Origin of the sequence: Tropicimonas sp. (assembly GCF_047971885.1) — a bacterium.
In the GTDB taxonomy this organism is placed as follows: Bacteria; Pseudomonadota; Alphaproteobacteria; order Rhodobacterales; family Rhodobacteraceae; genus Tropicimonas.
This window is the reverse complement of sequence record NZ_JBKEAE010000100.1, coordinates 1-15,969: the sequence shown is the minus strand read 5'-3', so window position 1 is coordinate 15,969 and position 15,969 is coordinate 1. Positions and strand designations below refer to the sequence as shown.

The window sequence follows — 15,969 nt, the reverse complement described above, 5'->3', positions numbered from 1 at the left end:
GAGCGTTTCGGCGTCGACATCATCGGGCGAAAGCCGGCCGGCGGCAACTTCGTGCGCCAGCCGGCGTGTTGCTCGGGTCACCTCGTCCCGGCCGCCGTAATTCAGGGCGATGGTCAGATGCACGACATCGTTGCCCGAGGTCAGCGCCTCCAGATCATCCATCAGCCGGACCAGCTTGGGATCGAGTTGATCGCGGTCGCCGATGAACCGCACCCGGACACGCTTTGCCAGAAGCCGCTGCGCTTCCTTCAGGATATAGCGTCGGAACAGCGTCATCAGGCCCGTAACCTCGGCCTGTGTCCGCTTCCAGTTTTCGGTCGAGAACGCAAAGATCGTCAGGTAGCGCACCCCAAGCTCGGGGCAGGCCTCGACGATCTCGCTGACGCGGCGGGCGCCCGCCTGATGGCCGAACAGCCGCGGCCGGCCGCGCGCTGTCGCCCACCGTCCGTTGCCATCCATGATGATGGCCACATGTACGGGCGTAGTCTGGCTGCGGTCGGACATGGGCATGAATGGCCGGTATCCTGCGTCGTTGGCAACGGGTGCAGGTCAGACCTGCATGATTTCTTCCTGCTTGGCTTCGAGCGAGGAATCGACCTTCTTGATGTGCTTGTCGGTCATCGCCTGAATCTCGTCGTGCCAGATCTTTTCCTCGTCCTCGGGCATGCCGTCGGACCTGGCCTTCTTGAGCTGGTGCATTCCGTCCTGCCGGACGTTGCGGATGGCGATCCGGGCCTGCTCGGCATATTGCGCCGCGACCTTGGTCAGTTCGCGCCGGCGCTCTTCGTTCAGTTCGGGAATAGGCAGGCGGATGATGGTGCCGTCGACCACCGGGTTGATCCCCAGCCCGCTTTCGCGCAACGCCTTTTCGACCTTGCCCACCAGCGATCTGTCCCAGACGTTCAGCGTGATCATCCGCGGTTCGGGCACGTTCACCGTGCCGACCTGGTTGATCGGCGTCGTCGCGCCATAGGCATCCACATGTATCGGATCCAGCATCGACGCCGAGGCGCGCCCGGTCCTGAGCGACAGGAATTCGGTTTTCAGGTTCCTGATCGCGCCGTCCATGCGGTGCTTCAGGCCATCCATGTCCGGTTCTTCGTATTCTGCTGCCATGTGCCTGCTCCTTCCCAGCGTCGTCTCGGGCCCGGCATCGTCCCGGGTCGGAAGGGTTCTACCGCCCGCATGGGTGTTTGTATAGCTGGGATGCCCACCGGGCCAGCGGGTAGCCGCCCAGATCCGGGAAATTCCCGCATGCCCGTCGGGCTGTCAGCCCCGAACGCGGGTATATGTCCCCTCGCCGGCGAGGATACCGGCAAAGCCGCCGGGTTCGTCGAGCGAAAACACGATGATCGGCAGGTTGTTGTCGCGCGCCAGCGCGATCGCCGAGGCGTCCATCACCTTGAGGTGCCTGGCCAGCACGTCGTCGTAGCTGATGGTATCGTAGCGCACCGCATCGGGGAACCTGACCGGGTCCTTGTCGTAGACGCCATCGACCTTGGTTCCCTTGAATATCGCCTCGCAGGCCATTTCGTTCGCCCGCAGGGTGGCGGCGGTATCGGTGGTGAAATAGGGGTTGCCGGTGCCGGCGGCAAAGATGCAGACACGCTTTTTTTCCAGGTGGCGCACGGCGCGGCGGCGGATATAGGGCTCGCAGACCTCGTCCATGCGGATGGCCGAAATCACCCGGGTGAAGACCCCGATTCCTTCAAGCGCCGACTGCATCGCCAGCGCGTTCATCACGGTGGCCAGCATGCCCATGTAATCGGCAGTGGTGCGCTCCATGCCCTGCGCCGAGCCCGAGAGCCCGCGAAAGATGTTTCCGCCCCCGATCACCATGCAGATTTCCACCCCGAGGTCGTGCACCGATTTCACCTCTTCGGCGATGCGCAGCACGGTGGGCGGGTGGAGGCCGAACCCCTGGTCGCCCATCAGCGCCTCGCCCGAAATCTTGAGAAGAACCCGGGAATAGGCAGGCTTCGGTTGATCCGCAATCGTGTCCGGCATATCTGAGTCCCCTCGATTATCGCTGCGCCGCTTCCTGTCCGAAAACGCCGGCGGCATCAACCGGGAAGGACCGTCCAGCCGTGATTTCACCCCCCGACATCGGTGCCGAACGGCCTGTGCTGATCGCGGGCCCCACCGCCAGTGGCAAGTCGGCGCTGGCGCTTGAAATAGCCGCGATGACGGGCGGTGTCATCGTCAACGCCGATGCGCTGCAGGTCTATTCCAACTGGCGCATCCTGACCGCCCGCCCCGGCCCGGAGGAGCAAGCCCGCGCGCCGCACCGGCTCTATGGCCATGTCGGGCGGCAGGATGATTATTCGGTCGGTCACTGGCTGCGCGAGGTCGCGGCGATTCTCGACCGCCCCGGGCGCCCGATCATCGTCGGCGGTACCGGATTGTATTTTACCGCGCTCACCGAGGGGCTGGCGGAGATTCCACCGATACCGCCAGGCGTGCGCGCGGCGGCCGAGACCCGGAGCCACCGGCAGATGCTTGCCGATCTGGACCCGGCGACGCGGGCGCGGATCGACACCGCCAATCCGGCCCGTATCCGCCGGGCGTGGGAGGTTCTGCAAGCCACCGGCAGGGATCTGGCAGACTGGCAGGACCGGACGCCACCGCCCCTTCTGCCGCTTGCGCGGTGCGAGGCTTTCGTGATCGACGCGCCCAAGGGCTGGCTCTCGCCGCGTATCGAGCGCCGCTTCGGACAGATGCTGGCGCGGGGCGCGCTTGACGAGGCGCGCGCCAACCTCGATGGCTGGAACCCCGCGCTGCCATCGTCGCGCGCGATCGGCGGGCCGGAGTTGATCGCCTGCCTGCGCGGCGAGTTGACGCTCGACGAGGCAACCGAACGGGCGAGCATCGCGACCCGCCAGTATGCCAAGCGCCAGCGCACGTGGTTTCGCGCAAGGATGAAATCCTGGCGGGTGCTGGAACCGGCGGTGTAGTGCGGCAACGGCACCGGCCGGCATGACGCGGCCAAGCTTGATTCGAAATTTTCCACAGGGCAGAGTCGACGACGCCGCATTGGCGATGCCGTGGCGAACAAGCGAAAGGTCCACACAACGTGACCCAAATGCCCGCAATCCCTGCCGTACCCGACGGTCCGTTGCGGCTGGTTCAGTTGCAGCACCTCGCATCGGGCGGAAAATGGCGGACCGAGGCGATGCGAAGCTACCGGACACCGCTGCTGCTGTGGTTCACGCGCGGTCAGGGGCGGATCACCGTTTCCGGCGTGACGCGCGGCTACGGACCGCATAACGCCATCTTCATTCCCGGCGGCACGATGCACGGGTTCGAGGTTGCCAGCAAGGTCTTCGGCACCGCCATCTTTTTTGCCGAACCGACCGCGGACCTGCCGGCAGAACCCTGCCACCTGCGCATCCGCCAGACCCGCTATCAGAGCGAGTTGAACGGGCTGGTCGAATCGCTGCGCCAGGAGGCCGAGGGCGACCGGCCCGACAAGGAGCGCGCCATCGCCCATTACGGCGGGCTGGTAGCGGTCTGGATGGCGCGCCAGCGTATCCTGGCGGCCGCACAGCCGGCCGAAAGCGACGAGCAGGGATTGGCGCGCCGCTATACCGAGGCGATCGAGAGCCAGCTTCATGCCGGCCGGTCGCTGGCGGATTACGCCGAATACCTCGGCGTCGCCCCGACAAGGCTCAGCGAGATCTGCTGCCGCACCTGCGGCCGGCCCGCCGCCGACCTTCTGGCCGACCGTCTCGCCTTCGAAGCGCGGCGGCTGCTGCTGGACGAGTCCCTGTCGGTCGATCAGGTGTCGGAGCTTCTGGGTTACCCTTCGCGCGGCGATTTCGACCGGGACTTCGGCGCGCAGGCCGGCGAATCCCCCGGCCAGTTCCGCGACCGTCGCACGGTTCCCGACGCCGCGCCCCGGGCCGGCTGACAACCCTCCGCCATCGCCGGCCTTTATTCGCCGAATTTCGGGTTGCATCCCGGGCAAACGTTGTTTTTGATTGGGGAAGAGGTCGCTTTTCGATGACGAAAGGTCGAATGCGACCGTTGACGCACCGCGAAATCCGGTGCCGAATGAACCGGCCGTCGGCGCGCGACAGAAAAGGCGGAACGGAGGATCGGCAGATCCGCCAAAAGCGAAAACACGCGCCGCCGAGTTGAAAATTTGCGAGCTTTATCCGTAACAGGGAGAACTCAATGACCTACCCCACCCAGACCGGGAAGCCGGTCCATCCTGCCGCGAAGATGTATGCCGATGAATACCGGGCCGGGCATCTCGACCGCCGCGAATTTCTGACGCGGACGACGGCGCTGGGGGTCACCGCCGCCGGCGCCTATGCCATGATCGGCCTTGCGCGGCCGGCGCAGGCGCAACCTGCGATCCAGCAGGGCGGCACCCTGCGCATCCAGAGTATCGTCAAGGCGATGAAGGATCCGCGCTCCTTCGACTGGTCCGAAATCGGCAACCAGACCCGCGGTTTCCTCGAATACCTTGTCGAATATCAGAACGACGGCACGTTCCGCCCGATGCTGCTGGAAAGCTGGGAAATCAACGAGGATGCAACCGAATACACCCTGAACGTCCGGCAGGGCGTGATGTGGAACAACGGAACACCCTTTACCGCCGAGGACGTGGCGCGCAACATTACCGGCTGGTGCGACAAGTCGGTACCCGAAAACTCGATGGCGGGCCGCATGGCCGCCCTGATCGACGAGGCGACGGGCAAGGCGCGCGATGGCGCGATTGAGGTCGTCGACGAACACACCGTCAGGCTGCATCTGTCGGTCCCGGATATCACCATTATCGCCAATACGACGGATTATCCCGCAGCGATCACCGACGCGACCTATGACGGCGGCGATCCCTTCCAGCATGGCGTGGGCACCGGCCCGTACAAGCCGGTCGAACTGGAGGTCGGGGTGAAATGCGTGATCGAGCGCAACACCGACCAGCCCTGGTGGGGCACCGATGTCTATGGCGGCCCCTACCTCGACCGGATCGAACTGACCGATTATGGAACCGACCCGGCCGCATGGCTGGCCGCCGCCGAATCCGACGAGGTCGACCTGCTCTACGAAAGCCTTGGCGATTACATCGAGATCCTCGATTCGATCGGCTGGACCAGAACCGAGGGGCTGACCTCCTCGACCATTGTTTTCCGTTGCAACCACGTGGCCGAGGTGGACGGCAAGGTTCCCTATGCCAATGCCGATGTGCGGCGCGCGCTGGCGATGGCGGTCGACAACAACGTCTGCCTGGAGCTTGGTTACAACAATCTGGGCGAGGTTGCGGAAAACCACCACGTCTGCCGGATCCACCCCGCCTATGCCGATATCGGGCCGGCGCCGTTCGATCCGGCAGCGGCCAAGGAACTGATGGATTCGACCGAGTTCGCCGATTTCGAGCATGACCTCATCACCGTCGACGAGGACTGGCAGAAGAATACCGGCGATGTCATCGCCGCGCAGATTCGCGATGCCGGCATCAACGTGAAGCGGACCATCCTGCCCGGCTCGACCTTCTGGAACGACTGGACGAAATACCCGTTCTCGGCCACCCAGTGGAACCACCGTCCGCTTGCCGTTCAGGTCATGGCGCTGGCCTATCGCACCGGCGAGGCATGGAACGAATCGGCCTATTCGAGCCCCGAGTTCGATGCGCTGATGGCCGAGGCAATGTCGGTCGCCGACGCCGACAAGCGGCGCGAGGTGATGGCCAGGCTGGAACAGAAGATGCGCGACGACGGGGTGATCATCCAGCCCTACTGGCGCAAGCTGTTCAACCACCATAACGGCAGGCTCGTCGGCGTCGACAAGCACCCGGCGCATGAGTTCCACTACTATCAGATGGGCTTCGCCGCCTGATCGATCCAGGGCCGGGCGCCAGCGGGGCCCGGCCCGTCATGTCCAGCCGGAAGCGAGACAAGGAACACCTGACAAATGGCGCTCTTCATTCTTCGTCGCATCGGTTTCATGTTGCTGACCGCCCTCTGTCTGACCTTTGTCGTTTTCTGGCTGACCAACCTGCCCCCCAACCTCGAAAAGCTCGCCAAGACCCAGGGCAACGTGCGGATGAGCGATGAGCAGGTCCTCGACTGGCTCGGCGCGCGCGGATATACTCAGCCGCTTCCGGTCAAATACGGCGAATGGCTGGGCATCCTTCCCGGCTGGACCCACGAAGCCGGCGACGGCACCGTCACCGGCCGCTGCATCGCATCCGGCACCCCGCCGGACGAGGCGGCGCGCTATTGCGGCGTTCTTCAGGGGGACTGGGGCTATTCGACCGTTTTCAGGGAGCCTGCCGCCGACATCATCGGCAAGCGGCTCTGGCTGACCGCCAAGCTGATGTTCTGGGTGATGGTGGTGATGGTTCCCTCGGCGCTGGTCATCGGCGTTCTGGCCGGCATGCGCGAGGGCTCGCGGCTCGACCGGGTTCTTTCGACCATATCCATCGCATCGACGGCAACGCCCGAATATGTCTCGGGCGTCATCCTCATCACCGTCTTCGCCTCCTCGGCGGTCGGGCTGAAATGGTTCAACGGCACCGCAACCGGCGCGATGGATCAGATCACATTCGCCAACTTCACCCTGCCGGTGGTGACTATCGCGCTATATGGCATGGGGTATGTCGCGCGGATGACCCGCGCCTCGATGGCCGAGGTGATGACGGCGCAATACATCCGCACTGCGCGCCTCAAGGGGGTGAGCTTTCGCAACATCGTGCTGAAGCACGCGCTGCGCAACGCGCTGATCGCGCCCTTCACCGTCATCATGCTGCAGATCCCGTGGCTGCTGAACGGCGTGGTGATCGTCGAGACGCTGTTCAACTACAAGGGCTTCGGCTGGACGCTGGTCCAGGCGGCCGGCAACAACGACATCGAACTGCTGCTGGGCTGTTCGGTGGTTGCAGTGTTCGTGGTTCTGGTGACCCAACTGATATCGGATATCGGCTACGTCTTCCTGAACCCGCGTATCAGAATTTCCTGAGGAGGCCGGTCGATGGAAAACCTGTCCTGGGGCGCGATCCTCTTTCAGATCTTCAAGCAGTTCATGCCGGTGTGGGTCGCCATGGTGAGCATGTTTGCCGTGTCCTTCGTCTTTCGCCGCCGGCTCGGGCTCTACGGGCAGCTGTTCGATTCGCGCATCGGCGGCATCGGCTTCGCCATCGTCATCTTCTGGGTCTTCACCGGGCTCTTCGCCGACATGATCGTCACCCAGGATCCGCTGATGCAGATCCCGGCGATGAAGAACAAGCTGCCGGGCGCGCCGGTACCCGCCGGGCACGAGGGCTATGGCTACTATCTGCTCGGCGGCGACAACCTGGCGCGCGACGTGTTCTCGCGCATGGTCGCCGGCTCGACCATCGTGATGCAGATCGCGCCGCTCGCCACGCTCTTCGCCTTCATGGTGGGAATCACGCTGGGCCTGCCGGCGGCCTATTACGGCGGCAGGCTCGACACCTTCCTGTCGTTCCTTGCCAACCTGATCCTTGCTTTTCCGGTAATCCTGCTGTTCTACCTGCTGGTCACGCCCGAAATCGTCGAAACCGGCCTGCCGACCTACATGGCGGCGGTGCTGTTCGTCTTTCCGATCATCTTCCTCGTCGTCCTGCTGAACTCGCGCTTCTTCACCCAGCCGGGCAAGCGCGCGCTCTACCTCGGACTGACGCTGGTGATCGGGCTGTGGATTTACTTCGGCGTTGCGTGGAATGCCGATCCGCTCGGTATCATTGCCGTGCCGGCCAATATCCTGATCGTCTTTGTCTCCGTCGTTTTCGTCAATTCGCCCACCGTCTTCCGTATCGTTCGCGGCATCGCGATGGATATCAAGACGCGCGATTACGTTGCCGCCGCCCAGACACGCGGCGAAGGGCCGTGGTACACCATGCTGTGGGAAATCCTGCCCAACGCGCGCGGTCCGCTGATCGTCGATTTCTGCCTGCGCATCGGCTACACCACCATCCTGCTCGGGACGCTCGGCTTTTTCGGGCTGGGCCTGTCGCCCGAAAGCCCCGACTGGGGCAGCACGATCAACGACGGGCGCAAGCTGCTTTCCATCTACCCCCACCCCGCGCTGGTGCCGGCGCTGGCGCTGACCAGCCTGGTGCTCGGCCTCAACCTGCTTGCCGACGGGTTGCGCGAAGAAAGCCTGCGGGACTGATGCGCCGCGAACCGACAAGGAGCCTGCCATGACCAAATGGGACTATGACGGCCCGATCCTCGAGATCAACAAGCTCTCGATCTCGTTCTTCACCCGGCTCAGGGAGATCCCGGCAGTGATGGATTTCTCGGTCACCGTCCAGCCCGGCGAGGCGATGGGGCTGGTGGGCGAATCCGGCTGCGGCAAGTCCACCGTGGCGCTTGGCGTCATGCAGGACCTTGGCGTCAACGGGCGCATCGTCGGCGGCACGATCAAGTTCAAGGGGCGCGATCTCGACCAGATGACACCCGAGGAACTGCGCGACATCCGCGGCTCTGAAATCGCCATGATCTATCAGGATCCCATGGCATCGCTGAACCCGGCGATGAAGATCGGCCAGCAACTCATGGAAGTGCCGATGATCCACGAGCGGCTGAGCGAGAAAGACGCCTGGGCACGCGCGCTCGAAGCAGTGACGGATGTCCGCCTGCCCGATCCTAAAAGGATGCTGAATTCCTATCCGCACCAGCTTTCGGGCGGTCAGCAGCAGCGTATCGTCATCGCCATGGCGCTGATGTCCAAGCCCTCGCTGCTGATCCTCGACGAGCCCACCACCGCGCTCGACGTCACGGTCGAGGCGGCGGTTGTCGATCTGGTCAAGGAACTGGGCAAGAAATACGGCACCTCGATGCTGTTCATCAGCCACAATCTCGGGCTGGTACTGGAAACCTGCGACAGGCTCTGCGTGATGTATTCGGGCGAGGCGGTCGAGCGCGGCTCGATCAACGATGTCTTCGACGAGATGCAGCACCCCTATACACAGGCGCTCTTCCGCTCGATCCCGCTGCCCGGCGCCGACAAGAACGCGCGCCCACTGGTGGCGATCCCGGGCAATTTTCCCCTGCCGCACGAGCGCCCGCCGGGCTGCAACTTCGGCCCGCGCTGCGATTACTTCCAGGCCGGGCGCTGCGACGCGCAGTATGTCCCGATGTATCCCGTGCCCGGCAACGACCGCCACGCAACCCGCTGCCTGCGCTTCGAGGAGATCGACTGGAACGCGCCCGTCGCCAAGGCGGCATCACACGAGACCACCGAGATCGGCGCGCCGGTGCTCAAGGTTGAAAATCTCAGGAAATACTACGAGGTCGCGGCGAATGCTCTGTTCGGCGGCAAGCAAAGGGTGGTCAAGGCCAACGAGTCGATATCCTTCACCGCGCACGAGGGCGAAACCCTCGCCATCGTGGGGGAATCCGGCTGCGGCAAGTCCACCTTCGCCAAGGTGCTGATGGGGCTGGAAACCGCCACCTCGGGCATGATCGAACTGGGTAACCGCCCGATCGAGCAAATCCCCATTCAGGAGCGCGACACGCGGACGATCTCCTCGGTGCAGATGGTGTTCCAGAACCCCTTCGATACGCTCAATCCGTCGATGACCGTCGGTCGCCAGATCGTCCGCGCGCTCGAGATTTTCCGCTATGGAAATTCCGAATCCGAACGCCGCAATCGGATGCTTCAACTGCTCGATCTGGTCAAACTGCCCCGTGCCTTTGCCGAGCGCATGCCGCGTCAACTGTCGGGCGGCCAGAAGCAGCGCGTCGGTATCGCGCGCGCCTTTGCCGGGGGGGCGCAGATCGTCGTCGCCGACGAACCCGTCTCGGCCCTCGACGTTTCGGTGCAGGCCGCCGTCACCGACCTGCTGATGGAAATCCAGCGCGAGGAAAAAACGACGCTGCTGTTCATCAGCCACGACCTTTCCATCGTCCGCTACCTGTCGGATCGTGTTCTGGTCATGTATCTGGGGCACGTGGTCGAGATCGGCACCACCGATCAGGTCTTCTCTCCCCCCTATCACCCCTATACCGAGGCGCTGCTTTCGGCCGTGCCCATCGCGGATACCAGTGTCGAGAAGAAACACATCGTGCTCGAAGGCGATATCCCCTCGGCAATGAACCCGCCGCCCGGCTGCCCGTTCCAGACCCGCTGCCGCTGGAAGCCGAAAGTGCCGGGGAACCTCTGCGAAACCGAGGTTCCGGCAATGAAGGATCTCGGCCCGGGCCATCAGGTGAAATGCCACCTTTCCGAAGACATCCTGCGCCATATGGAGCCCGTTATCACCATCGCGGCGGAATAGCGCCTGTCGCACCCGATCGGCCTCGTATCCGGTCACGCCGAAGCCGCAAGAGCCGCACGATGCAGGTTGTCGGGTCTTGTTCCTGCCGCCCTACAGCCCCGACCTGAATCCCGTCGAAATGGCGTTCTCGAAGCGCTGGGTTTATCTGCGCTGTATCAGCGCACGGCCATTCGCCGACAGTTCAGTGCCCTCACGGAAATCTGCGATCTTTTCTTGCCAGCGGAATGCCGGAACGCCCTCAAGGCTGCCGGATATGCATCGGGTCAACGGTCGAGCGCATGGTCCTGCCCCGGATCGTCGCCAGTCAGCCGCGCATAGGCCTCTTTCTGACGCTCCGACCAGCGCACCGCGATGTCCCATCCGGTTTCGGTCTGCCGTTCGCCGGTCACGACGCGGGCATCGTGCAGCCAGGCACGCTGCCGCCCGTCGGCGAAAGTCAGCGAAAGCTCGGCATCGGTGAACGCCCCGGCGAGCATTTCGGTGATCGTCCCGACAAGCTGGCCCTCCCCCTCGCCGGTGGTCGCCGACAGCGTCAGCACGCCGGGCCGCCGGGCCGCCAGCGTTTCGATCGCCTGCCGTTCCTCTGCCGGAACCAGGTCGATCTTGTTCCAGACCTCGATTCCGGGTGTGTCGTCGGGCACACCCAGTTCATGCAGGATCTTCGCAACGTCTTCGGCTTGCGCTTCGGTCTCGGCATGGCTGATGTCGCGCACATGCACGATCAGATCGGCCGAAAGCACCTCTTCCAGCGTCGCGCGGAACGCCGCGACAAGCTGGTGCGGCAGATCCGAGACGAACCCGACCGTATCGGACAGAATCACCTTCTGCCCGGTGTCGAGCGTCACTCCCCGCATCGTTGGATCGAGCGTGGCGAACAGCATGTCCCTGACCAGAACGTCAGCCCCGGTCAGCCGGTTGAACAGTGTCGATTTTCCGGCATTGGTATAGCCCACCAGCGCCACCACCGGGAACGGAACCCTGGCCCGCGCCGCCCGGTGCAGGGTCCGGGTCCGGACCACCTTTTCCAGTTGCCGCCGGATGCGGGTGATCGCCTCGTCGATGGCGCGTCGGTCCGCCTCGATCTGCGTCTCGCCCGGCCCGCCGACGAATCCCAGCCCGCCGCGCTGCCGCTCGAGGTGGGTCCAGGCGCGGACCAGCCGGGTACGCTGATAGGACAGCGCCGCCAGTTCGACCTGAAGCACACCTTCGCGGGTCGCGGCGCGATCGGCAAAGATTTCGAGGATGAGACCGGTACGGTCGAGCAGCTTTACGTTCCACTCTTTTTCGAGGTTGCGCTGCTGCACCGGCGAAACCGGCCCGTCGACCAGCACCAGCCCGATCTCGTCGGTCTCGATCTGCCGCTTCAGCTCCTCGACCTTGCCACTGCCGAAAAGCGTGCCGGGCTGCACGGCACGCAGCCCCACCACCTGCCCGCCCACCACCGTAAGCCCGGGAAGCGCCCGGGCCAGCGCGATGGCCTCGGCCAACCCGGCGGCTGCCGGGCGCCGGTCACGGTCGGACAGGATATCGGGATGCAGGACAAGCGCCCGCTCCGTTCCGGCGGAGCCCCCCTCGCCCTGGCTCGGGTGCGCGCTCAGTCTTCACCCTCGTAAAGGCTGATGGGCTGTGCCGGCATCACGGTCGAGATGGCGTGCTTGTAGACGAGCTGGGACTGGCCATCGCGCCGCAGCAACACGCAGAAGTTGTCAAACCACGTAATGACTCCCTGCAGCTTGACGCCGTTGATCAGGAAGATCGTCACCGGAACCTTCGTCTTGCGGACGTGATTGAGAAACGCGTCCTGCAAGTTCTGCTTGTCTGAAGCCATTGTCGTGCCTTGTGTCTTTAATTGCTGGCCCGGTGCCGGTCCCCGTTACGAGCCGCTGTCCACCCATTCGGAATCACTATGATATGGTATTTCGCCAGATTCCACCCCGGAAGAGAACGACAACCGTTAATTGTCCGGCAAGGGCGGCAATTTCGGCATCCGAATTTCAGCCGCGCCAGAAATGCGGGTTGAACATGGCAAGAATCGCAAGCGTTTCAAGCCGTCCGAGCGCCATTGCGAAAATCAGCGTAAACTTGCCGGGATCGCCGAGCGACGAATATGTCACCGGATGGTCGAGCACCACCCCCGCCGCCGGGCCGGTGTTCGACAGTGCCGCGATCGACATGACGATGGATTCGTCGAAGGCCAGCCCCGCCAGCGACAGGATCACGGCAACAGCCGTCAGGCTGGTCGCGAACAGCATGAAGAATATCCACGCGACATAGGCCCCCCGCGTGCGCAGGTCACGCTCGGTGCTGCCGGCGCCGCCGACCGAGCGGGGATAGACCAGACGTTCGAGTTCGCGCGCCGAATGCCGGTAAAGCGCGTAAACCCGCAGCAGCTTCACACCGCTTGCCGTGGTCGCCACGCCGCCGCCGATCAGCCCGAGGCCCAGCAGGATGAGGCCGGGGGTCTGCAACCCCGACCAGCTGCTCGAAATGCTCCATTCGGCGCTGACGAATCCGGTGGTTGTCAGAAACGAGATGACGCTGAAGGTCGCCCCCCAGAGCGCGTTGATCGCCGAGGGCAGTTCCGCCACGGTGTTGACCTCGTAGGCGCCGACCCAGTGACGCAGGAAAAGCAGGCTGGGCAGCAGGACGGCCACCAGCGCCGCGATGCGCAACTCAGGGTCACGCAACAGCGTCCTGCCCCAATGCGAATTGAACGGACCGGAAAAGGTGATGCGCGTAATGGCGAAGATGAAAAAGACGAAGATCAGGCATTCGCCGGCCATTCCCGCACTGGACTCCTCCATGCTGCGCAGCGGGCTGATGCCGCTCGACGCCAGCGTCGAAAGCGAATGGCAGAACGCGGTCGTCGGCGCCTCGCCCAACATCAGCAGACCGACAAGCAGGATGCCGGTCAGCCCGGCATAGATCGGCAGGAACTGGGTTGTATAATGCCGGATCCGGACGCGCGGATGGCTCACGGTCACGTTCCCCGGGCGGCGCCCCAACCGGACGGCGGCGCCGAAACGGTCGGTGCCGATCACCTCGAACCCGCCCAGATGCATTGGCGCCAGCAGTGCAAAGGCCGCCACCCAGATCAGGAAACCGCCCAGCCACCCGACAAGCGCACGCCAGACGTGCAGCGGCGCCGGCAGCCGTTCGGGCTCGAACAGGGTGGCGCCGGTGGTCGTGATCGACGAGACCATTTCGAACCAGGCGTTGGTGAAGCTGGTCGTCCGCAGCACCTGCTCGAAGGGAACCGCCAGCATCAGCGGCAGGACGGTAAAGGCGCCGACGAGCGCCACCAGATGGCTGCGCTCCGGGCTGCGCGAAGGGCGGCCGGAAAGGGCGAATCCGATCATCATCGCGATGAACAGGAACAGCGCCGCCGACATGCCGAACACCTGAACCACACGTCCGTCGCCGATCAGAAGGCCGTGCGCCATGGGCACGAGCATCGCCGCCGCACCGATCCCCATCAGGATCACGATCAGCGGAACGTTATCCAGGCGACTCATCGGGCGGATCAGAAGAAATCGGCGGTGACCTGAAGCAGCCGCTCCACCTCGGGAACATCGGCAGCCAGCGAGAAGATCAGCACGATATCGCCCTCCACAATCCGTGTCTCTCCTCTCGGCTTCAGAATCTGGTCGTCACGTCGGATCGCGCCGAGCAGCGCCCCTTCGGGAAAATCGACCTCGCGAAGCTGCCGCCCCGCGATCGGCGAGGTCGAGAGCACCTGCGCCTCGATCACCTCGGCCTCGGCGTCGCCGATGGAATAGACCCCGCGCACCCGCCCGTGGCGGATATGCCGCAGGATCGAGCTGACCGTGGTCGCCCGCGGATTGATATAGGCATCGACATCAAGCGGCCCCATCAGCGAAACCAGCGTCGGGTCGTTGACCAGCGCGATGGTCATCTTGCAGCCCATGGTCTTGGCGCGAACGGCCGCCAGAAAGTTCACCTTGTCGTCGTCGGTCACGCAGAGCACCGCGTCGGCGCGGTCGACGCTCGCCTCCAGCAACACCTCCGCATCCATGCCGTCGCCATGCAGAACGATGGTACGTTCCAGCGCATCGGCGGCAACCTCGGCCCGGTGACGGCTGTTGTCGATCATCCGCACGCGCACCTTGCTGCGGCCCTTTTCAAGCTCGCGCGCCACCGTCAGGCCGACGTTCCCGGCGCCGACGATCACGATCCGCTCCTGCTGCCGCGTCGGTTTGCCGAAGATGTCGAGCGTACGGTCAACGTCCTCCCTCTGGGCGATGACATATATCTGGTCTTGGGCGAAAAGCTGGTCGCCCGGAGCCGGGGTGAAAAGCGTGCCCTCCCGGCGCACTCCGACCACCACCGCGCGCAGGGTCGAGAACAGGTCGGTCAACTGGCGCAACGGCGTGTTCAGAACCGGGCAATCCTCGTCGAGCGCGATACCGAGAAGTTGCACCTGATCGTCCAGAAAGCTCTCGGTGTCGAAGGTCGAGGGGGCCGCGATCCGTTGCAGGGCCGCTTCGGCAACCTCCTTTTCCGGGCTGATCTTCACGTCGATCGGCATGTGATCGCGCTTGTAAAGATCGCCATAGGCCGGATCGAGGTAGGATTGCGCCCGCAGGCGCGCGATCTTGCGCCGGACCTTGAAAACCGAATGGGCGACCTGGCAGGTCACCATGTTGACCTCGTCGAGATGAGTCGCGGCGATCACCATGTCGGCGTCCTTGGCCCCGGCCCGCTCCAGCACGTCGGGATAGCTGGCGAATCCGGCAACCCCCTGCACGTCGAGCGTATCGGTCGCCCGGCGCACCAGATCGGGATTGCTGTCCACGATCGTGACATCGTTGTTCTCGCTCGAGAGATACCGGGCGATCTGCCAGCCGACCTGGCCCGCCCCACAGATGATGACCTTCATCGCCCCGATCCCGGGTTTCTACGTTTCGCGACAGCCATGGCAGAGCACGGTGGGGCCGTCAACGCCCGCGCCATCGAACCGGCCCCGGTGCCGCCGCCTATTCCGCCGCCTGCGGCGCATCCTCGACATGGGCGATCCGCGTGCCCGCCTTGGACGATGTCACCACGCCCAGCGACTTAAGCTTGCGGTGCAGCGCCGAACGCTCCATGCCGACAAAGGTCGCCGTGCGGCTGATATTGCCGCCGAAACGGTTGATCTGGGTCAGCAGGTATTCGCGCTCGAACAATTCGCGCGCCTCGCGCAGCGGCAGCGTGGCCAGCGCGCCCGACAGCACGACACGGCCCTCGTCCGCCTCGCCGCCTTCGGCACCTTCCAGTTCGCGCGGGCCGATCCTGTCGGAACCGTCGCCCAGAATCAGCACCCGCTCGATCACGTTCTTCAACTGCCGCACGTTGCCCGGCAGGTGCATGGTCTGCAACAGCGCCACCGCCTCGTCGCTGAGTTCGCGCACCGGCAACCCCTGGCTTTCGTTGAAGCCGCGGATGAAATAGCGCGCCAGACCGGGAATGTCCTCGCGCCGCTCGTCGAGCCCCGGCACGCGGATCGGCACCACGTTCAGCCGGTGGAACAACTCCTGGCGGAACCGCCCTTCGGCGATCTCGTATTCCAGATCGCGGTTCGTGGACGAGATGACCCGGATATCGACCCGCACCTTGTCGGCGCCGCCGACACGCTGGAACTGCTGGTCGACCAGCACGCGCAGGATCTTGGACTGGGTGCCGACCGGCATGTCGGACACCTCGTCGAAATAGATCACGCC

The 15,969-nt window shown here is 64.4% G+C and carries 14 protein-coding genes and 1 pseudogene; 7 read left to right on the top strand and 8 right to left on the bottom strand.

The features are described from left to right. The 3 genes from uppS to pyrH all read right to left on the bottom strand — a co-directional run. Positions 1–510, bottom strand: a 510-nt coding sequence (gene uppS, locus ACK5IR_RS09120) for a polyprenyl diphosphate synthase (protein WP_416928098.1), incomplete at its 3' end; no start/stop codon positions are given. Positions 511–549: 39 nt separating this feature from the next. Beyond that, on the bottom strand, positions 550–1,116 hold the full coding sequence (gene frr, locus ACK5IR_RS09115) for a ribosome recycling factor (RefSeq protein WP_416928095.1): 567 nt from the start codon (positions 1,114–1,116) through the stop codon (positions 550–552). A 153-nt stretch (positions 1,117–1,269) separates the two neighbouring features. Continuing rightward, positions 1,270–2,007, bottom strand: coding sequence for a UMP kinase (gene pyrH, locus ACK5IR_RS09110; RefSeq protein ID WP_416928093.1), 738 nt, complete (start codon positions 2,005–2,007; stop codon positions 1,270–1,272). An 80-nt stretch (positions 2,008–2,087) separates the two neighbouring features. On the opposite strand from pyrH, the gene miaA reads away from it, so the two are divergent. The 7 genes and pseudogenes from miaA to ACK5IR_RS09075 form a co-directional block, all read left to right on the top strand. Continuing rightward, a complete protein-coding gene (gene miaA / locus ACK5IR_RS09105; protein WP_416928091.1) occupies positions 2,088–2,954 on the top strand; it encodes a tRNA (adenosine(37)-N6)-dimethylallyltransferase MiaA in 867 nt (288 codons plus the stop codon). 128 nt (positions 2,955–3,082) lie between these two features. Next, positions 3,083–3,910 carry a helix-turn-helix domain-containing protein gene (locus ACK5IR_RS09100; RefSeq protein ID WP_416928089.1) on the top strand — a complete coding sequence of 276 codons (828 nt, stop codon included), beginning with the start codon at positions 3,083–3,085 and terminating at the stop codon, positions 3,908–3,910. A 266-nt stretch (positions 3,911–4,176) separates the two neighbouring features. Beyond that, positions 4,177–5,844 (top strand): ABC transporter substrate-binding protein, encoded by a 1,668-nt coding sequence (locus ACK5IR_RS09095; RefSeq protein ID WP_416928087.1) that lies wholly within the window; start codon positions 4,177–4,179, stop codon positions 5,842–5,844. A gap of 75 nt (positions 5,845–5,919) precedes the next feature. Further along, complete coding sequence (locus ACK5IR_RS09090; RefSeq protein WP_416928085.1) at positions 5,920–6,966, top strand: ABC transporter permease; 1,047 nt, start codon at positions 5,920–5,922, stop codon at positions 6,964–6,966. Positions 6,967–6,978: 12 nt separating this feature from the next. Continuing rightward, on the top strand, positions 6,979–8,139 hold the full coding sequence (locus ACK5IR_RS09085) for an ABC transporter permease (RefSeq protein WP_416928083.1): 1,161 nt from the start codon (positions 6,979–6,981) through the stop codon (positions 8,137–8,139). Positions 8,140–8,167: 28 nt separating this feature from the next. Next, a complete protein-coding gene (locus ACK5IR_RS09080) occupies positions 8,168–10,249 on the top strand; it encodes a dipeptide ABC transporter ATP-binding protein (RefSeq protein ID WP_416928080.1) in 2,082 nt (693 codons plus the stop codon). Positions 10,250–10,310: 61 nt separating this feature from the next. Next, a pseudogene (locus ACK5IR_RS09075) lies at positions 10,311–10,392 on the top strand (transposase); the annotation flags it as partial. 120 nt (positions 10,393–10,512) lie between these two features. Here the strand turns inward: ACK5IR_RS09075 and hflX are convergent. The 5 genes from hflX to ACK5IR_RS09050 all read right to left on the bottom strand — a co-directional run. Then, positions 10,513–11,847, bottom strand: coding sequence for a GTPase HflX (gene hflX / locus ACK5IR_RS09070; protein WP_416928102.1), 1,335 nt, complete (start codon positions 11,845–11,847; stop codon positions 10,513–10,515). Beyond that, entirely contained in the window at positions 11,844–12,077 is a 234-nt protein-coding gene (hfq, locus tag ACK5IR_RS09065) for an RNA chaperone Hfq (RefSeq protein ID WP_416928078.1), read from the bottom strand. Before hfq ends, hflX begins: the two co-directional genes overlap by 4 nt. 166 nt (positions 12,078–12,243) lie before the next feature. Beyond that, complete coding sequence (locus tag ACK5IR_RS09060; RefSeq protein ID WP_416928076.1) at positions 12,244–13,764, bottom strand: TrkH family potassium uptake protein; 1,521 nt, start codon at positions 13,762–13,764, stop codon at positions 12,244–12,246. Between the two features lie 8 nt (positions 13,765–13,772). Then, the gene (gene trkA, locus ACK5IR_RS09055) at positions 13,773–15,158 is read right to left on the bottom strand and encodes a Trk system potassium transporter TrkA (protein WP_416928100.1); all 1,386 of its coding nucleotides are present in this window, start codon (positions 15,156–15,158) and stop codon (positions 13,773–13,775) included. 88 nt (positions 15,159–15,246) lie between these two features. Continuing rightward, positions 15,247–15,969, bottom strand: a 723-nt coding sequence (locus tag ACK5IR_RS09050; RefSeq protein WP_416928074.1) for a sigma-54-dependent transcriptional regulator, incomplete at its 5' end; no start/stop codon positions are given.